Here is a 22,017-nt window from a genome sequence, read left to right as displayed (position 1 = left end):
CATCCAGTCTCGATCGGCGGTTCGGTTCACTGAGTCCCCAACTCGCCGTCGAGGAGATCGAACAGTTCGTCGTCGGTGGCGCCATCCAGGTCGTCGTCACCCGTGTCGTCGGAGTCCGGCTCCGCACCCTCCAACTTTCCGAGCAGTGCCCGGAGTCGGTCCGCCACGCGGTGGCTGACCACCTCCTCGGCACTGGCCGAGCCGACCACTCCCTCCAGACGCTCCAACTCGGCCGCGAGCGTGGGCGCCTCACTCACGCCCTCCGAGACCAGGACCTGGGAGCGGATGTGGAGGGCGAGGGTGTTGGGGGTGGGATGGTCGAAGATCAGGGTGGCCGGCAACCGCAGACCCGTCGCGCTGTTAAGCCGGTTACGCAACTCGACCGCGGTCAAACTGTCGAACCCCAGATCCTTGAACGGCCGCTCAGCATCAATCGCCTGCGCGTTCGCGTGCCCCAACACAGCCGCCACATGCGACCGCACCACATCCAACACGAACCGCTCCCGCTCCTGCTCACCCAACCCCACCAAACGCCCCGCCAACGACGACACATCACCACCACCAGCCGACACATCCACCACCCGCCGCGCCACCGACACCGGAGCACTCACCAAACCCCGCAACACCCCCGGCAACCCCCCACCAGCCACCAACCCACGCAACGCCCCCACATCCAACGGACTCGCCAACACCACCGGCTCATCCACCACCACCGCACGATCAAACAACGCCACCCCCGCACCCGACGACAACGCCACCAAACCACCCTGCGACAACCGCGCCTGATCACGACCCCCCATATGCCCCGTCATCGAACTCGCCTGCTCCCACAACCCCCACGCGATCGACGACCCCACCAACCCCTCAACCCAACGCCGCCGCGCCAACGCATCCAAAAACACATTCGCCGCCGCATAATTCGCCTGCCCCGGACCACCAAACACACCAGACGCCGACGAATACAACACAAACAAATCCAAATCCGCACCCCGCGTCAACTCATCCAAATTCACCGCCGCATCCACCTTCGGACGCCACACCCGCTCCACCTGCTCCACCGACAACGACCCCACCAAACCGTCATCCAACACACCCGCCGCATGCACCACACCCCGCAACGGCCGCCCCACCGGAATCGACCCCAACACCCCCGCCAACTCATCCCGATCAGCCACATCACACGCCACCACCTCCGCGGTAGCACCCGCCTCCGCCAACTCCGCCACCAACTCCCCAGCACCCACCGCCCCCGGACCACTCCGACTCGTCAACACCAAATTCCGCACCCCATACTCAGCCACCAAATGCCGCGCCAACAACGAACCCAACGTCCCCGTACCACCCGTCACCAACACCGTCCCACGACCATCCAACACACGCGGCATCCGCAACACCACCTTCCCCACATGCCGCGCCTGACTCATAAACCGAAACGCCTCCGGAGCCCGCCGCACATCCCAACCCCGCACCGGCAACGGCTCCAACACACCACCCTCAAAAAGAGACAACACCTCCGTCAACATCTCATGAATCCGCCCCGCCCCCGCATCACCCAACTCAAACGTCTCATAACCCACACCCGGATACTGCCGCGCCAACTCCTCCGGATCCCGCAAATCCGTCTTGCCCATCTCCACAAACCGCCCACCCGGCGCCATCAACTCCAACGAGGCATCCGTGAACTCCCGGGCCAGCGAGTTAAGCACCACATCCACCCCGGCCCCGCCAGTCGCCTCCTTGAAAGCGTCCCGGAAGTCCAGGTCGCGGGACGAGGCGATCTCCCCATCCGACAGGCCCAGGTCCCGGAGCGCCTGCCACTTGCCGGGGCTCGCCGTCGCCAGCACCCGCGCACCGAAATGCCGCGCCAACTGGATCGCCGCCATCCCCACACCACCAGCACCCGCATGCACCAACACCGTCTGCCCCGCACGCAACCCACCCAAATCCACCAGCCCATAGAACGCCGTCAGGAACACCACCGGCACCGACGCCGCCTGCTCAAACGACCACCCCTCCGGCATACGGGCGATCGCCCGCACATCGGCGACGACGAACGGCCCGAACGCCTGGGGCATGATGCCCATCACCCGGTCACCCGGCCGGAGATGAGCGACACCGGCGCCCACCTCGACCACGACACCGGCGCCCTCACCGCCGAGGATCGGCTGGCCCGGGTACATCCCGAGGCTGATCAGCACGTCACGGAAGTTCACTCCGGCCGCACGGACCGCTACCCGCACCTGACCGGCCGCCAGCGGTGCCTCGGCCTCCGGCGTCGCGACCAGCGCCAGCCCGTCGAGTGAACCGGTCCCCATCGAGTCCAGCCGCCAGGCCCGCACCCCGGGCGGAGGCACCAGCGCACCGTCACTACCGGGTCGCGCCAGCCGGGGTACCAGGACCTCTTCGCCACGGATGGCCAGCTGCCACTCCCCCGCCTCCAGCGCGGCGGAAACCGCACCGGCGATGAAGTCGACACTCGCCTCGTCCACCGGATCGAGATCCAACAGCAGGAAACGGCCCGGGTTCTCCGCCTGCGCGGAGCGGATAAGGCCCCACAGCGGCGCCGCGGCGGGGTCGACCACGTCGTCATCCCCAACGCCCATCGCGCCCCGCGTCACCACCACCAGTCGCGTGTCGGCCAGTCCGTCCTGGTCCAGCCACTCCTGGACGACGGACAGCAGTTCCACCGTCGCGCCCCGAGCGGCCTCGGCCAGCCCGACGCCCTCGTCCGCCGACACGGAGGTGAACGCCACGGCGGGCGCGGGAACTCCCGCCTCCAACACCGCACGCAGTCCCTCCACGGTGGGGTAGGCGTCCACCGCCAGCCCGGCCCCCTGAAGTCCAGCACCGACGGCGAAGGGGTCCTCGCTACCGAGCATCGCCCACACGTCACGGACCACCACCTCGTCGACCACCGGCAACGAGGTCCACGCCATCTGGAACAGGTCGTCCGACTCGGTGGGTGTGTTCAACGCGGAAGCCGACATGGGCCGTACGACGAGTGAGCCCACCTCGGCCACGGGCTGCCCGGTGCTGTCCGCCACCTCGATCCGCAACGCCTCGTCGCTGGCGGCGGAGATCCGCACCCGGACGCGGTCGGCGCCCGCCGCGAACAGGGACACCCCCGTCCACGCGAACGGCAGCCGCAACTCCCCACCATCACCACCGAACTCACCGAAGCCGTTCGCCTGGAGCGCGGCGTCGAGCAACGCGGGGTGGATACCGAAGCCAGCGGCCTCAGCACTGTACTCCTCGGGCAGCGCGACCTCGGCGAACACCTCACCCTCGCGCCGCCACACCGCCCGCAGCCCCTGGAACGCCGGACCATAGCCATAACCAGCCTCGGCAGCCCCCTCATAGAACGAGGAGACGTCGACGCTCTCAGCACCCGCCGGAGGCCAGGCGGTCAGCTCCGACGAGGGAGCCACCGTCTCAGCGCTCAGCACACCCTCCGCATGACACACCCACGCCCCATCCGCCTCCGAACCCTCCGGCCGCGAATAGACACGCAACGAACGATGACCACCGTCATCCACGGCACCAGCCACCACCTGAATCTGCACCGCACCCTGCTCCGGCAACACCAACGGCGCCTGAAGCGTCAGTTCACTCAGCTGACCACAACCAACCTCGTCACCCGCCCGAACAGCCAACTCCACAAAGCCCGTTCCCGGGAACAGGACGGTACCGGCGACCGCGTGATCCGCCAGCCACGGATGCGTACGCAACGACAACCGGCCCGTCAGCATCACACCATCACCCGAGGCAAGGCTCACCGCCGCACCCAACAACGGGTGCTCGGCCGAGTCCAGACCCGCCCCACTGACGTCCGAGACCACGCCAGCCCGCTCCTCCAGCCAGTACCGCTGATGCTGGAAGGCGTAGGTGGGCAGCTCGACGTGACGCACGGCGCGTCCGGAGTACACCGCGGTCCAGTCGATCTCGACGCCGCGTACCCACAACTCGGCCGCGTTGGCGATCAGTCGGGCGTTCTCGTCCTCATCACGCCGCAGCGTGCCGACGACGGTGGCCTCGATACCGGCCTCCTCGGCGATGGCCTCCACACCCATCGTCAGGACCGGATGCGCACTCACCTCAACGGCGCGTGAACAGCCCATGCCCAGCGCCACGTTGACCGCCTCACTGAAGCGCACACGCTGACGCAGGTTCGTGTACCAGTACTCCCCATCCATCCCCGTGCCATCGATCACCTCACCGGTGACCGCCGACACCACCGGGACGCGCGCCTCACGCGGGGCGACCCCGGCCAGCACCTCCCGCAACCGCTCCTCAATCGCCTCCACCTGGATGCTGTGCGAGGCGTAGTCCACCGGCACCCAACGCGCCCGCACACCCTCACCCTCCGCCCGAGCCACCAACGCCTCCAGACCAGCCACCGTGCCCGCCACCACCGTCGCCGAAGGACCGTTCACGGCGGCGACGGAGACGCCCTCCACGCTCTCGACGGCAGCCTCGGCCCACTCCAAACCCTCCGCGACCGACACCATCCCGCCACCACCAGCCAGCACCTCACCGATCAACCGCGAACGCAACGCCACCACACGCGCGCCATCCTCCACGCTCAACGCACCCGCCACCACAGCAGCCGCGATCTCACCCTGCGAATGACCCACCACAGCCGACGGAGTAACACCCAGCGACTCCCACACAGACGCCAGGGAGACCATCACACCCCACAGAACCGGCTGAACCACATCCACCCGCTCCATCCACCCCTCATCCACACCACACAACACCTCACGCAACGACCACCCCACATACGCCGCCAACGCACCCTCACACTCAGCCAACCGCTGGGCGAACACCGGCGAGGACTCCAACAACCCACGACCCATCCCCACCCACTGCGAACCCTGACCCGGGAACACAAACACCACACCCGAACCCGCACCAGAGCCGGAATCGACAGAGCCGGACACCACGTTGCCCGCCACCCCGCCCGAACCCAACGCCGCCAGGCCGGAGTTCAGCTCCGTCGACTCCGCACCCCACACCACCGCACGGTGCTCCAGCACCGAACGCGAGGAGAGCAGACTCCACCCCACGTCGACAGGGTCAACGTCGGCCACAGCCGACGAGAGCCGAGCGGCCTGCGCCGACAGCGCATCCGCCGAACGCGCCGACACCAGCCACGGCAACACCCGCGAACCCGACAGACCCTCGCCGCCGGACACCACCACCGCACCACGCTCGGTCTCCGCCGGAGCCGACTCCACGATCACGTGCGCGTTCGTGCCACTGATACCGAACGAGGACACACCCGCCCGACGCGCCGCCGTGCCCGGCGCCCACTCACGCTGCTCGGTCAGCAACTCCACGTCCCCGGCGGTCCAGTCGACGTGCGGGGTGGGCTCGTCCACGTGCAGGGTGCGGGGCAGGACGCCCTCGCGCATGGCCATCACCATCTTGATGACGCCCGCCACACCCGCCGCCGACTGCGTGTGCCCGATGTTGGACTTGACGGAACCCAGCCACAGCGGACGGCCCTCCGGACGCTCCTGGCCATAGGTGGCCAGCAGCGCCTGCGCCTCGATCGGGTCACCCAACGAGGTCCCCGTACCGTGCGCCTCCACCACGTCCACATCGGCCGGCGACAGGCCGGAGTTGGCCAGCGCCTGCCGGATCACCCGCTGCTGCGAGGGGCCATTGGGCGCGGTCAGACCGTTGGACGCACCGTCCTGGTTGATCGCCGAACCCCGCACCACAGCAAGGACGTTGTGCCCGTTCCGCACCGCGTCCGACAACCGCTCCACCACCAGGACACCCACGCCCTCGGACGGACCGAAACCGTCGGCGGCACCCGAGAACGCCTTACACCGGCCGTCCTCGGACAGGCCGCGCTGCCTGCCGAACTCCACGAAACCGGTCGGGGTGCACATCACGGTCACACCACCGGTCAACGCGAGGTCGCACTCGCCCTGCCGCAGCGACTGGACGGCCATGTGCAGGGCCACCAGCGAGGAGGAACAGGCGGTGTCCACCGTCACCGCCGGGCCCTCCAGACCGAGCTGGTAGGAAACACGGCCCGAGGTGACGCTCGTCATGCTGCCGGTGACGAGGAAGCCCTCGATCTCCTCCGGCACCTGGTCCAGGCGGGAGGAGTAGTCGGCCGTGACGGCACCGGCGAAGACGCCGGTGCGGCTGCCACGCAGGCTGCTCGGCACGATCCCGGCCCGCTCGACGGCCTCCCACGAGGTCTCCAGCAGCAGCCGCTGCTGCGGGTCCATCGCCAGCGCCTCACGCGGCGAGATGCCGAAGAACCCGGCGTCGAACCCGGCGACGTCGTCGACGAATCCGCCGCCCCGGACGTAGGTCTTGCCCACGGCGTCCGGGTCGGCGTCGTACAGACCGTCGAGGTCCCAGTCGCGGTCCGTGGGGAAGGCGGAGATGGCGTCGCCGCCCTCCACCACCAGCCGCCACAGGTCCTCCGGCGAGTGGATCCCACCGGGGAAGCGGCAGGCCATCCCGACGATCGCGATGGGCTCGTCATCCGTCACTGCGGCGGTCGGGACGTCCACGGGCCGTGCCACGTCGACGTCGGAGACCTGGGAGCGGATGTGGAGGGCGAGGGTGTTGGGGGTGGGATGGTCGAAGATCAGGGTGGCCGGCAACCGCAGACCCGTCGCGCTGTTAAGCCGGTTACGCAACTCGACCGCGGTCAAACTGTCGAACCCCAGATCCTTGAACGGCCGCTCAGCATCAATCGCCTGCGCGTTCGCGTGCCCCAACACAGCCGCCACATGCGACCGCACCACATCCAACACGAACCGCTCCCGCTCCTGCTCACCCAACCCCACCAAACGCCCCGCCAACGACGACACATCACCACCACCAGCCGACACATCCACCACCCGCCGCGCCACCGACACCGGAGCACTCACCAAACCCCGCAACACCCCCGGCAACCCCCCACCAGCCACCAACCCACGCAACGCCCCCACATCCAACGGACTCGCCAACACCACCGGCTCATCCACCACCACCGCACGATCAAACAACGCCACCCCCGCACCCGACGACAACGCCACCAAACCACCCTGCGACAACCGCGCCTGATCACGACCCCCCATATGCCCCGTCATCGAACTCGCCTGCTCCCACAACCCCCACGCGATCGACGACCCCACCAACCCCTCAACCCAACGCCGCCGCGCCAACGCATCCAAAAACACATTCGCCGCCGCATAATTCGCCTGCCCCGGACCACCAAACACACCAGACGCCGACGAATACAACACAAACAAATCCAAATCCGCACCCCGCGTCAACTCATCCAAATTCACCGCCGCATCCACCTTCGGACGCCACACCCGCTCCACCTGCTCCACCGACAACGACCCCACCAAACCGTCATCCAACACACCCGCCGCATGCACCACACCCCGCAACGGCCGCCCCACCGGAATCGACCCCAACACCCCCGCCAACTCATCCCGATCAGCCACATCACACGCCACCACCTCCGCGGTAGCACCCGCCTCCGCCAACTCCGCCACCAACTCCCCAGCACCCACCGCCCCCGGACCACTCCGACTCGTCAACACCAAATTCCGCACCCCATACTCAGCCACCAAATGCCGCGCCAACAACGAACCCAACGTCCCCGTACCACCCGTCACCAACACCGTCCCACGACCATCCAACACACGCGGCATCCGCAACACCACCTTCCCCACATGCCGCGCCTGACTCATAAACCGAAACGCCTCCGGAGCCCGCCGCACATCCCAACCCCGCACCGGCAACGGCTCCAACACACCACCCTCAAAAAGAGACAACACCTCCGTCAACATCTCATGAATCCGCCCCGCCCCCGCATCACCCAACTCAAACGTCTCATAACCCACACCCGGATACTGCCGCGCCAACTCCTCCGGATCCCGCAAATCCGTCTTGCCCATCTCCACAAACCGCCCACCCGGCGCCATCAACTCCAACGAGGCATCCGTGAACTCCCGGGCCAGCGAGTTAAGCACCACATCCACCCCGGCCCCGCCAGTCGCCTCCTTGAAAGCGTCCCGGAAGTCCAGGTCGCGGGACGAGGCGATCTCCCCATCCGACAGGCCCAGGTCCCGGAGCGCCTGCCACTTGCCGGGGCTCGCCGTCGCCAGCACCCGCGCACCGAAATGCCGCGCCAACTGGATCGCCGCCATCCCCACACCACCAGCACCCGCATGCACCAACACCGTCTGCCCCGCACGCAACCCACCCAAATCCACCAGCCCATAGAACGCCGTCAGGAACACCACCGGCACCGACGCCGCCTGCTCAAACGACCACCCCTCCGGCATAGGTGCCAGCGTCCGCGCGTCCGCCACCACCAGGGGTCCGAACGCCTGCGGAATGATGCCCATCACCCGGTCACCCGGCTGAAGGTGCGTGACGTCCTCGCCGACCTCCAGCACGACACCGGCGCCCTCGTTACCCAGGACCGGCTGGCCCGGGTACATCCCAAGACTGATCAGCACGTCACGGAAGTTCATCCCCGCCGCGCGTATCGCGAGTCGCACCTGACCGGCGCCGAGGGGTGCCTCCGCCTCGGGAGCCGGCAGGAGCGTCAGGTTGTCCAGCGTGCCCGACTCGGTCATGTCCAGCCGCCAGGCGGCCACACCAGCCGGTGGCACCAGCGTGCCGCCGTCGGCGGCCCGCACGAGCCGGGGTACCAGGACCTCTTCGCCACGGATGGCCAGCTGCCACTCCCCCGCCTCCAGCGCGGCGGAAACCGCACCGGCGATGAAGTCGACACTCGCCTCGTCCACCGGATCGAGATCCAACAGCAGGAAACGGCCCGGGTTCTCGGACTGGGCGGAGCGGATCAGACCCCACAGCGGCGCCGCGGCGGGGTCGACCACGTCGTCATCCCCAACGCCCATCGCGCCCCGCGTCACCACCACCAGTCGCGTGTCGGCCAGTCCGTCCTGGTCCAGCCACTCCTGGACGACGGACAGCAGTTCCACCGTCGCGCCCCGAGCGGCCTCGGCCAGCCCGACGCCCTCGTCCGCCGACACGGAGGTGAACGCCACGGCGGGCGCGGGAACTCCCGAGTCCAGCACGGCGCACAGCCCCTCCACCGAGGGATAGGCGTCCACGCCGAGCCCGGCACCCTGGAGCGCCGCGCCGACGGCGAAGGGGTCCTCGTTACCGAGCATCGCCCAGACGTCGGCGCCCGCCACCTCGTCATCGAACGGCAGCGTCCTCCACGCCATGGGGAACAGGTCGTCTGCCTCGGCGGGGGCGGTGGCGCTCAGCGCGGCCGCCGAGACGGGCCGCAGGACCAGGGAGCGCACTTCCGCGACGGGCTGTCCCGCCGCGTCGGCCACCTCGACCCGCAGGCCGTCCTCACCCACTGCGGAGATCCGCACCCGGACGCGGTCGGCGCCAGCCGCGAACAGGGACACCCCCGTCCACGCGAACGGCAGCCGCAACTCCCCACCATCACCACCGAATTCGCCAAATCCGTTGGCGTGGAGCGCGGCGTCGAGCAACGCGGGGTGGATACCGAAGCCAGCGGCCTCAGCACTGCGCTCCTCGGGCAGCGCGACCTCGGCGAACACCTCACCCTCGCGCCGCCACACCGCCCGCAGCCCCTGGAACGCCGGACCATAGCCATAACCAGCCTCGGCAGCCCCCTCATAGAACGAGGAGACGTCGACGCTCTCAGCACCCGCCGGAGGCCAGGCGGTCAGCTCCGACGAGGGAGCCACCGTCTCAGCGCTCAGCACACCCTCCGCATGACACACCCACGCCCCATCCGCCTCCGAACCCTCCGGCCGCGAATAGACACGCAACGAACGATGACCACCGTCATCCACGGCACCAGCCACCACCTGAATCTGCACCGCACCCTGCTCCGGCAACACCAACGGCGCCTGAAGCGTCAGTTCACTCAGCTGACCACAACCAACCTCGTCACCCGCCCGAACAGCCAACTCCACAAAGCCCGTTCCCGGGAACAGGACGGTACCGGCGACCGCGTGATCCGCCAGCCACGGATGCGTACGCAACGACAACCGGCCCGTCAGCATCACACCATCACCCGAGGCAAGGCTCACCGCCGCACCCAACAACGGGTGCTCGGCCGAGTCCAGACCCGCCCCACTGACGTCCGAGACACCACCGGCCGACTCCAGCCAGTACCGCTCCCGCTGGAACGCGTACGTCGGCAAGTCGACATACCGCACGGCGCGTCCGGCGAAGACCGCCGACCAGTCCACCTCGACGCCGCGCACCCACAACTCGGCCGCGTTGGCGATCAGTCGGGCGTTCTCCTCCTCATCACGCCGCAACGTCCCAACCACGGTGGCCTCGATGCCGGCCTCCTCGGCGATGGCCTCCACACCCATCGTCAGCACCGGGTGGGCGCTGACCTCGATGGCGCGTGAACAGCCCATGCCCAGCGCCACGTTGACCGCCTCACTGAAGCGCACACGCTGACGCAGGTTCGTGTACCAGTACTCCCCATCCATCCCCGTGCCATCGATCACCTCACCGGTGACCGCCGACACCACCGGGACGCGTGCCTCACGCGGGGCGACCCCGGCCAGCACCTCCCGCAACCGCTCCTCAATCGCCTCCACCTGGACGGAGTGCGAGGCGTAGTCCACCGGCACCCAACGCGCCCGCACACCCTCACCCTCCGCCCGAGCCACCAACGCCTCCAGACCAGAGACCGTGCCCGCCACGACGGTTGCCGAAGGACCGTTCACGGCGGCGACGGAGACGCCCTCCACGCTCTCGACGGCAGCCTCGGTCCACTCCAAACCCTCCGCGACCGACACCATCCCGCCACCACCAGCCAGCACCTCACCGATCAACCGCGAACGCAACGCCACCACACGAGCGCCGTCCTCCACGCTCAACGCACCCGCCACCACAGCGGCCGCGATCTCACCCTGCGAATGACCCACCACAGCCGACGGAGTAACACCCAGCGACTCCCACACAGACGCCAGGGAGACCATCACACCCCACAGAACCGGCTGGACCACATCCACCCGCTCCATCCACCCCTCATCCACACCACACAACACCTCACGCAACGACCACTCCACATACGCCGCCAACGCCGCCTCACACTCAGCCAACCGCTCCGCGAAAACGGGCGAGGACTCCAACAACCCACGACCCATCCCCACCCACTGCGAACCCTGACCCGGGAACACAAACACCACACCCGAACCCGCACCAGAGCCGGAATCGACCGTGCCGGACACCACGTTGCCCGCCACCCCGTCCGAACCCAGCGCCGCCAGGCCAGAGTTCAGCTCCGTCGACTCCGCACCCCACACCACCGCACGGTGCTCCAGCACCGAACGCGAGGACAGCAGACTCCACCCCACATCCACCGGGTCGCCCGCGCCCACAGCCGACGAGAGCCGACCGGCCTGCGCCGACAGCGCATCCGCCGAACGCGCCGACACCAGCCACGGCAGCACCGGCGAACCCGACAGGGCGCCCGCGCCCGAGACCACCGTCGTAGCCGAACCGGTCCCGGAGCCCGACTCCGACTCGGCGGCCGGCGGGGCGGATTCCACGATCACGTGGGCGTTGGTGCCCGAGACACCGAAGGAGGAGACCGCGCCACGCAGTGGCCGGTCACCGTCCCGCTCCCAGGCGCGTGCCTCCGTCAGCAGACGCACCTCACCCGCGGACCAGTCGACGTGCGGGGTGGGCTCGTCCACGTGCAGCGTGCGCGGCAGCACACCCTTGCGGAGCGCCATGACCATCTTGATGACGCCCGCCACACCGGCGGTGGCGCCGGAGTGGCCGATGTTGGACTTGATGGAGCCAAGCCACAGCGGACGGCCCTCGGGGCGGTCCTGGCCGTAGGTGGCCAGCAGCGCCTGCGCCTCGATCGGGTCACCCAACGAGGTCCCCGTACCGTGCGCCTCCACGGTGTCGACGTCGCGGGGGGTGAGCCGGGCGCTCTCCAGGGCCTGTTCGATGACGCGGCGCTGCGCGAGTTCGCTCGGTGCGCTGAGGCCGTTGCTGGCTCCGTCCTGGTTGGTGGCCGAACCCCGCAGCACGGCCAGCACGTTGTGGCCGTTGCGGCGGGCGTCGGACAGCCGCTCCAGGACGAGGACGCCGACGCCCTCGGCCCAGTTGGTGCCGTCGGCGGAGGCGGCGAACGCCTTGCACCGGCCGTCCGCGGCCAGGCCGCGCTGGCGGCTGAACCCGACGAAGCCGGACGGGGTGGCGAGGACCGTCACGCCACCGGCCAGGGCGAGGTCGCACTCGCCCTGACGGAGCGCCTGGAAGGCGAGGTGGGTGGCGACGAGTGAGGAGGAGCAGGCGGTGTCCACGGTGACCGCCGGGCCCTCCAGGCCGAGGACGTAGGAGACGCGGCCGGAGACGACGCTCGTCATGTTGCCGGTGACGAGGAAGCCCTCGATCTCCTCCGGCACCCGGTCGAGGCGGGAGGAGTAGTCGGCGGCGACGGCGCCCGCGAAGACGCCGGTGCGGCTGCCGCGCAGGCTGCTGGGCACGATCCCGGCGCGCTCGATGGCCTCCCAGGACGTCTCCAGCAGCAGCCGCTGCTGAGGGTCCATGGCCAGCGCCTCACGGGGCGAGATGCCGAAGAACTCGGCGTCGAAGTCCGGGGCGTCGTGCAGGAATCCGCCCTCGACGACGTAGGTCTTGCCGTGCGCGTCGGGGTCCGCGTCGTACAGGTCCTCGTCCCAGCCACGGTCGGTGGGGAAGGGCGTGATGCCGTCCTGGCCCTCCGCCACCAGGTGCCACAGGTCCTCCGGCGAGGCGACCCCGCCCGGTAGGCGGCAGGCCATCCCGACGACGGCGATCGGTTCCTGATCCTTGGCCTCAAGCTCCCGCATCCGCTGGCGGAGCTGGCTGTAGTCGGTGGTGACGCGCTTGAGGTATTCGCGAAGCTTGTCTTCGTTCGTGGTCATCGTGGGACTCCTAGGCTCCAAGCTCGCGATCGATCAGGTCGAACATCTCGTCGTCCGAGACGGCATCGAGGGCGTCGTCGTTGAGGACGCCCGTGTCGGCTGGGGCGCCGGCGTCGGGGGTGGTGTTCCCGGTCCAGCGCCACAGCACGGTCTGTAGCTGCTTCACGACGCGCTTGCGGGCGGCGTCGTCGGTCATGTCGCGCTCGACGGCCGCGAGGGCCGAGTCGAGACGCTCGATCTCGGCCAGGACCCGGCCGGTCTCGTCGGTGGCCCCCGCGCCATCCCCGGCCGCCTGGAGCAACTCGTCCAGGTGCACGGCGAGTTGGGCGGGGTTCGGGTAGGTGAAGGCCAGGGTCGCGGGGAGGGAGAGGCCCGTCTCGGCGGCGAGGCGGTTGCGCAGCTGGACGGACATCATCGAGTCGAAGCCGATGTCCTTGAACGGACGGTCCGACTCGACCTCCTCCACCGAGGTGTGGCCGAGCACCGCGGCCGCCTGCTCCCGGACGAGGTCCGTGAGCGTCTGGACGCGTTCGGCCGCGCTGAGGCCGGACATCCGGCGCAGCAGCGCCTCGCCCGCGGCGGGGTCCACCTCGGTTCCGGAGCCCGCGGTGGCGCGGCGCCGGGCGCCCTCTGCGGGGCCGTCCGTCCCCTGGGCGCGGGCCGCGCCGTCCCGGACGGCCTCGGCGATCCGCTCGGGGTCGACGGCCCGCTGGACGAGCGCGTCGATGGTGGCGACGGCCCGGTCCGCGGGGTCGGCGAGGGAGACGCTCAGCTCACCGGAGGGTGAGGGGGTGACGCGGACGCGGAGTTCGGTGGCGCCGGAGGCGATCAGTGACACACCGGACCACACGAAGGGCTGACGTACTCCGGTTCCCTGATCGTCGGAGGAGGTCAGGGCTCCCGTCTGGAGGGCGGCGTCCAGCAGTACGGGGTGCAGACCGTACTGGGGCGCCTCGGAGCGGAGGGTTTCCGGCAGCGCGACCTCGGCGAAGACCTCGTCGCCGCGCCGCCAGGCGGCGCGCAGGCCGTGGAAGGCGGGGCCGTAGCCGTATCCGGCCTGGGCGAGTCCGTCGTAGAAGCCGGTGAGGTCGACGGGTTCGGCGCCCAGGGGCGGCCACGCGCCGGGGGCGGTGGCGGCGTCCGGGTCGGCCGTGGGCTCGGGGACGACGGATCCCTCGGCGTGGCAGGTCCACGGTTCGTCGGCGGGTCCGTGCTCGGTCCGCGAGTGGATGCTGACGGTGCGGGCGCAGTCCTCGTCGGCCGCGCCGAGCACGACCTGGAGCCGCACGCCGCCACGCTCCGGGAGGACCAGCGGGCTCTGGAGCACGAGTTCGCGCAGCCGCCCGCAGCCCGCCTCGTCACCGGCGCGCACGGCGAGTTCGACGAGGGCGGAGCCGGGCAGGAGCGTCGTTCCGAGCACCTGGTGCCCACTCAGCCAGGACTGGGTGTGCGGGGAGAGGCGGCCGGTGAGGAGCACGGTGTCCCATGGTTCCTCGGCGAAGCGGACGACGGCGCCGAGCAGCGGGTGGCCGGTGTCGGTGAGGCCGAGTCCGGAGGGGTCGCCGGCGGCGGCGCCGGATCCGGTGAGCCAGTACCGCTTGCTCTGGAACGGGTAGGTGGGCAGGTCGACGGGGGCGGGCAGGCGGTCGCCGTGCAGGGAGCGCCAGTCGACCGGCACGCCACCGACCCAGAGTTCGGCGGCTGAGGCGGTCAGTTGTTCCGGTCCGGCGTGGCCCTTGCGCAGGGTGCCGGTGACGGTGGCGTCGGCTCCGGCCGCCTCCGCGACCTCCTGGGCGGCTCCGGTGAGCACGGGGTGGGGGCTGACCTCGACGACGGTGCTGTGCCCGAGGGCGAGGGCCGTCTCCAGCGCGGCGCGGAAGGCGACGGGTTCGCGCAGGTTGCGGTACCAGTAGCTGGCGTCCAGCGTCTCGGTGTCCAGGAGTTCACCGGTGACGGTGGAGACGAAGGCCACGCGGGACGGGCCGTGTGTCACCGGCCGCACCGCGTCCACCAGTGCCTCGCGCAGCCCCTCCATCTGCGGGGAGTGGGAGGCGTAGGTGTGGGCCACGCTGCGGAACCAGACGCCCTCGGCGTCGAGTTCGGCGGTCAGCTCGTCGAGCGCCGCGTGCTGCCCGGCGAGGACGGTGGAGGCGGGTCCGTTGGTCGCGGCGACCGACAGGGCGCCGTCCCAGCGTTCCAGGCGCGGCGTCAGCTCGTCGACCGGAGCGGCGACGGACACCAGCCGTCCCTCGGCGACGAGCGGCGCGGCGAGCGAGGAGCGGGCGGTGACGATCCGGGCGCCGTCCTGGAGGCTGAGCACTCCGGCGACGACGGCCGCGGCGATCTCGCCCTGCGAGTGGCCGACCACGGCGGACGGGGTCACGCCCGCGGCCTCCCAGACGGCGGCCAGCGAGACCATGACGGCCCAGAGCACCGGCTGGATGATCTCGACGCGCTCCATCCAGTCCGCCCACTCGGACGCCGGGTCGGGTCCGGCGAGGAGTTCACCGAGCGACCACTCCACGAAGGGCGCGAGCGCCGCCTCGCACTCGGCGACGCGGTCGGCGAACACCGGGCAGGTGGTGAGGAGTTCGCGTCCCATCTCCAGCCACTGGGAGCCCTGGCCGGGGAAGACGAACGTGACGCCGCCCGCGCCGGTGACGCGGCCGGTGACGGTTCCGGCGGCCGGTGTGCCGTCGGCCATCGCCCGTGCGGCGGCGCGGAGTTCGGTGAGGTCGTCGCCGGTGAGGACGGCGCGGTGTTCGAGCTGGGCGCGCTGGGTGAGCAGCGCCCAGCCGACGTCGGCCGGGTCGGCGGGGTGGTCGCCGAGGTGGGACGCGAGGCGCGCGGCCTGGGCGCGCAGCGCCTCGGGGTCGCGGGCGGACAGTGTCCAGGGCGGTGTCGCCACCGGCCAGGCGGGGGCCGCGCCGGTGGTGTCCGGGGCGGTGGGGCGGGGTTCCGCGTCGGCGGGCTCGGGGGCCTCCAGGATGACGTGGGCGTTGGTGCCGCTGATCCCGAAGGAGGACACCCCGGCGCGACGGGGGCGTCCCACCTCGGGCCAGGGGGTGGCCTCGGTGAGCAGCGCGACCTCGCCGCTGGTCCAGTCGACGTGCGGGGTGGGCTCGTCCACGTGCAGGGTGCGCGGCAGGGTTCCCTCGCGCATCGCGAGCACCATCTTGATGATGCCGGTGACCCCGGCGGCGGCCTGCGGGTGGCCGAGGTTGGACTTGACCGAGCCGAGCCACAGGGGGCGGCCTTCGGGGCGGTCCTGGCCGTAGGTGGCCAGCAGCGCCTGCGCCTCGATCGGGTCACCCAGCGAGGTGCCGGTGCCGTGCGCCTCGACGGCGTCGACGTCCGCGGTGGAGAGTCCGGCCTCGGCGAGCGCCTGCCGGATCACGCGCTGCTGCGAGGGGCCGTTGGGGGCGGTCAGCCCGTTGGACGCGCCGTCCTGGTTGATCGCGGAACTCTTGACGACGGCCAGGACGCGGTGGCCGTTGCGCTGGGCGTCGGAGAGCCGTTCCAGGAGCAGCAGACCGACGCCCTCGGCGGGGCCGAAGCCGTTCGCGTCGGAGGAGAAGGCGCGGCACCGGCCGTCGGCGGAGAGCCCGCGCTGCCTGCTGAACTCCATGAAGATGCTGGGCGACGGCAGGACGGTGACGCCTCCGGCGAGAGCCATGGAGCACTCGCCGTTGCGCAGGGCGCGGGCGGCGAGGTGCAGCGCGACCAGGGAGGAGGAGCAGGCGGTGTCGATGGTGAGTGCCTGGCCCTCCAGGCCGAGCGCGTAGGCCACCCGCCCGGAGGCGACGCTGGCCGAGTTGCCGGTGCCGATGAACCCTTCCAGGTCCTCGTGTTCGGGTCCGGCGGAGCCCGCGTAGTCGAAGGAGCTGAGGCCGACGAAGACACCGGTGCGGCTGCCCCGCAGGGACTGCGGGTCGAGCCCGGCGCGTTCGATGACCTCCCAGGAGGTCTCCAGCAGCAGCCGCTGCTGCGGGTCCATCGCCAGCGCCTCACGCGGCGAGATGCCGAAGAAGGCGGCGTCGAAGGTGTCGGCGCCGGTCATGAACCCGCCCGCGCGGCCGTAGGTGCGGCCGGGCGCTTCCGGGTCGGGGTCGAAGTAGTCGTCGATGTCGTAGCCGCGGTCGTCCGGGCAGGGGGTGATGGCGTCCCGGCCGTCGGCCAGGAGCCGCCACAGGTCCTCGGGCGAGGACACGTCACCGGGGAGGCGGCAGCCCATGCTGACGATGACGACCGGGTCGTCGTCGGCCGGTGTGCCGGGGCCGCCGGGAATCCGCACCGCGGCGGCGGAGTCGGCGGGCAGCAGCTCGGTGAGAAGGTGCCGGGCGAGGGCCACGCACGTCGGGTAGTCGAAGACCAGGGTGGTGGGCAGGCTCAGCCCGGTGTTGGCCTTCAGCCGATTGCGGAGGTCGACGGCCGTGAGGGAGTCGAAGCCCTGGTCCTTGAAGGGACGGTCCGGGGCCACCGTCTGCGCGGAGGCGTGCCCCAGCGCCGAGGCGACGTGTCCGCGGACGACCTCGACCATGGTGCGCTCGCGCTCCTGGGCGTCCAACGGGACGAGCTGGGCGGCGAGTTCCGCCGCCGTGCCCACGGTGCCGCCGGTGTCCCCGCCACGCTGGGCGGTGGCTCGCCGGACCTCGGGGAGGTCGGCGAGGAGCGGGCTGGGGCGGCTCGCGGTGAACGCCGGGGCGAACCGCTCCCAGTCGACGTCCGCCAGGGCGAGGTGGGGGGCGGTGGGGCTGGTCAGGGTGTGGTGCAGCGCGGCGAGCGCCAGTTCGGACGACAGGGGGTTGAGGCCGACCCGGCGCGCGCCGGTCTCGACGGTCTGTTCGCCGCTGGTCTGACCGCCCGCCATGCCGCCCCCGGCCCAGGGGCCCCAGGCGACGGAGACGGCGTGCTGGCCCGTGGCGCGCCGCTGGGCGGCGAGGGCGTCGAGGTAGGCGTTGGCGGAGGCGTAGGCGGCCTGGCCGATGCTGCCGAGCGTGCCGGAGACGGAGGAGAAGAGTACGAAGGCCGCGAGGTCGAGGCCGCTGGTCAGCTCGTGCAGGTTGGTCGCGGCGGCGGCCTTGGGGCGCAGCACGGTCCGCAGTGACTCGGTGGTGAGCGAGGCGACGACGCCGTCGTCGACCACGCCCGCGGTGTGCAGGACGGCGGCGAGCGGCTGCTCCTCGGGTATCGCGGCCAGCACCTCGGCGAGCCGCTCCCGGTCGGCCGCGTCGCAGGCGGCGAACGTCACCTCGGCGCCCGCCGCGCGCAGTTCGGCGGCTAGGGCGTCGGCGCCGGGCGCCTCGGGGCCGCGGCGGCTCAGCAGCAGCAGGTGGTCTGCGCCCGCCTGCGCGAGGGACCGGGCCACGCTGGCGCCGAGGGCGCCGGTGCCGCCGGTGACGAGCACGGTGCCGCGGGGTGGCCACTGGCCGTCGCCGGTGGTGGCGGTCGCCGGTGCGGGGGACGTGGTGCGGCTGAGGCGGCGGGCGAGCAGTCCGGACGGGCGGATCGCCAGCTGGTCCTCGCCGTCGACACCGGCCAGCGTGGTGGTGAGCAGCCAGCCGGTGCGCTCGTCCAGGGACTCCGGGAGGTCGACGAGTCCGCCCCACAGGTCCGGCAGTTCGAGAGCGGCTACCCGGCCGAGGCCCCACAGCGCGGAGCCGCCCGCGTCCGGTGCCGGATCGCGGGGGGCCGCCGCGACGGCGCTCCGCGTGGCGCACCACACGGGCGTCTCGGCCCCGGCTTCGGTGAGCGCCTGGAGGAGGGCCACGGTGGCGGTCGTCGCGGCGGAGAGCCCGTCCTCGTCGGTCTCGGTGGCCGTCGGGTCGCAGCCCAGCAGGGAGAGCACTCCGGCGGGGGCGGTCTCGGGGGCGAGGAGTTCCGGGAGCCGGTCGGCGAGGAGCTTGCCGCTCGTCTCCGTGAGCGGCACCGGCAGGGTCAGCACGTCCGCACCGGCCGCTTCGAGCGCGGCACGGACGCCGTCCGCGAGGTCCGGGGTTGCCGGGTCCTCAGGGGTGACGAGGAGCCAGCGCCCGGCGAGGGACGCCCGGGACGCCTCCAGCGGCTTCCAGCTGACGCCGTAGTGCAGGGCTTCCACGGCGCTCTGCTCACGGTGCCGTCGGCGCCAGGAGGCCAGCGCGGGCAGGGCCTCCCGGAGCGCGGCGTCCTCGGACGCCTCCAGGGAGCCGCTCAGCGCGGAGAGGTCGCCGTTCTCGACGGCCGCCCAGAACTGGGCGTCCTCGGTTCCGGTGGCGTCCGTACTCGGGTCCGCCCCCTCCAGCCAGTAGTTCTGGTGCTGGAAGGCGTAGGTCGGCAGCTCCACCCGACGCGCCCCACGCCCCTCGAAGAACACCGACCAATCCACCGACAACCCACTCACCCACAACCGCGACACCGCCTCCATCACACAACCCACCTCACCCCGACCACGCCGCATCACCGGAACAAACAGCGTCCCGTCACCCTCAACACACTCCGCCCCCATACCCGACAACACCGCATCCGGACCCAACTCCACAAACCGCGACACCCCCGCCCCCACCAACCACTCCACACCCTCCGCGAACCGCACCGCCTCCCGCACATGCCGCACCCAATACGAAGCAGTACACAACTCCTCAGCACCCACCACCCCACCCGTCACATTCGAGACCACCGGAATACGCGGCACACCAAACTCCACCCCCTCCAACACCCGACCAAACTCCTCCAACATCGGCTCCATCAACACCGAATGGAACGCGTGCGAAACCCTCAAACGCCGCGCCTTCACCCCCACACCCTCACACCCAGCAACAACCTCCTCCAACACACCCAACTCACCCGAAACCACCACCGAAGCCGGACCATTAACCGCCGCCACCGACACACCCCCACCCACACCAGACAGCAACTCCTCAACCCACCCAACACCAGCAGCGATCGACACCATCCCACCACCCTCCGGCAACGCCTGCATCAACCCACCACGCGCCGCCACCACCCGACACGCATCCTCCAACGAGAACACACCCGACACATACGCCGCCGCCACCTCACCAATCGAATGACCCATCACAAAATCCGCCCGCACACCCCACGACTCCACCAACCGCCACAACGCCACCTCCACCGCGAACAACCCCGCCTGCGTAAACACCGTCTCCCCCAACAACCCCCCCACCTCAGAACCCTCCTCAGCCCACAACACCTCACCCAACGACCCCGGCAACAACCCCTCAAACCCCGAACACACCTCATCCAAAGCCGCCGCGAACACCGGGAACTCATCAGCGAGTTCCACACCCATACGAGCACGCTGCGCACCCTGACCCGTAAACATCACCGCCGTACGACCATCCACCACACCACCCACCACACACCCCACACCCGAACCCTCCACCACAGCACCACTCACACCACCACCAGCAACCAACCCACCCAACCCACCAACCAACCCACCCACATCCGAACCCCACACCACACCACGAGAACCCAACCCCGCACGCCCCGACACCAACGACCACCCCACATCCACCGCACCCACACCACCATCAGCCACCACACCCACCAAACGCTCCGCCTGACCCACCAACGCCGCCGACGACGCACCCGACAACACCCACGGCACCACAGACCCCACACCCGAACCCGACACCGAACCACCGTCCGGCTCCGTCTCGGGCTCACGCTCCGGGACCTGCTCCAGCACCACATGGGCGTTGGTGCCGCTGATTCCGAAGGCGGAGACCGCCGCGCGGCGCGGGCCCTCGCCCGGCTCCCAGGGCCGCGCCTCGGTCAGCACCTCCACCGCACCCGACTCCCAGTCGACGTGCGGGGAGGGCTCATCCACGTGCAGCGTGCGCGGCAGCACACCCGCACGCATCGCCATCACCATCTTGATGACACCGGCGACGCCCGCCGCGTACTGCGTGTGCCCGAAGTTGGACTTGATCGAGCCGAGGCGCAGCGGGCTGTCCCCGGGCCGCTTCTGGCCGTAGGTGGCCAGCAGCGCCTGCGCCTCGATCGGGTCACCCAGCGAGGTACCGGTGCCGTGCGCCTCGACGGCGTCCACGTCGGCGGCGGACAGCCCGGCGTTGGCGAGCGCCTGCCGGATCACGCGCTGCTGGGCGGGACCGCTCGGGGCGGAGAGGCCGTTGGAGGTGCCGTCCTGGTTGATCGCCGAACCCCGCACCACAGCAAGGACGTTGTGCCCGTTGCGCCGCGCGTCCGACAGCCGCTCCAGCAGCACGACGCCGACGCCCTCGCCCCAGCCGGTGCCGTCCGCCGAGGAGGAGAACGCCTTGCAGCGGCCGTCCGCCGCCAGCCCGCGCTGGCGGCTGAACTCCACGAACCCGACGGGGGTGACCAGGATGGCCGACCCACCGGCGACCGCGAGGTCACACTCGCCCTGCCGGAGTGACTGGACGGCCATGTGCAGCGCCACCAGCGAGGACGAACAGGCCGTGTCGACGGTGACGGCCGGGCCCTCGAAACCGAAGGTGTAGGCCACGCGTCCGGAGACGACGCTGGAGGTGTTGCCGGTCAGCATGTAGCCCTCGGCGCTGGCGGGAAGCTTCTCCCCGCTGGAGCCGTAGCCGGAGTGCCCGCTGCCGACGAAGGTTCCCACCGGCTTGCCGCGCAGCGTGTCCGGGTCGATCTCCGCCCGCTCCAGGAGTTCCCAGGAGGTCTCCAGCAGGAGCCGCTGCTGCGGGTCCATGACGAGTGCCTCGCGCGGGGAGATGCCGAACAGCTCCGCGTCGAAGTCACCGGCGTCGTAGACGAATCCGCCCTCCCGTACGTAGGAGGTGCCGGGCCGGTCCGGGTCGGGGTCGTACAGCGCGTCCAGGTCCCAGCCACGGTCGGTGGGGAAGGTGGACATGGCGTCGACGCCCTCGTCCACCAGTCGCCACAGGTCCTCCGGACCGCGGACGCCTCCGGGGTAGCGGCAGGCCATCGAGACGATGGCGATGGGTTCCCGGGCGGCGTCCAGGAGTTGCTGGTTCTGGCGGCGCAGGCGTTCCGTCTCGGTCAGCGAGGCACGCAACGCGGCGACGACCTTGTCGTTTCCGGTGGGGTTGCTCATGGTGCTCTCCGTATCTCGGGTCAGTCG

The 22,017-nt window shown here is 70.6% G+C and carries 1 protein-coding gene and 1 pseudogene; both read right to left on the bottom strand.

The genetic code is table 11. The annotated features are described in order from the left end of the window. Window positions 1–26 precede the first annotated feature (26 nt). Window positions 27–12,926 carry a type I polyketide synthase gene (locus tag E0L36_RS27745; protein ID WP_258016191.1) on the bottom strand — a complete coding sequence of 4,300 codons (12,900 nt, stop codon included), beginning with the start codon at window positions 12,924–12,926 and terminating at the stop codon, window positions 27–29. A 10-nt stretch (window positions 12,927–12,936) separates the two neighbouring features. Next, a pseudogene (locus tag E0L36_RS16820) lies at window positions 12,937–21,939 on the bottom strand (type I polyketide synthase); the annotation flags it as partial. Window positions 21,940–22,017: the final 78 nt, after the last annotated feature.

Source organism: Streptomyces sp. AJS327 (genome assembly GCF_013450295.1).
Taxonomy (GTDB): Bacteria; Actinomycetota; Actinomycetes; order Streptomycetales; family Streptomycetaceae; genus Streptomyces.
This window is presented reverse-complemented; position numbering and strand designations above follow the sequence as displayed.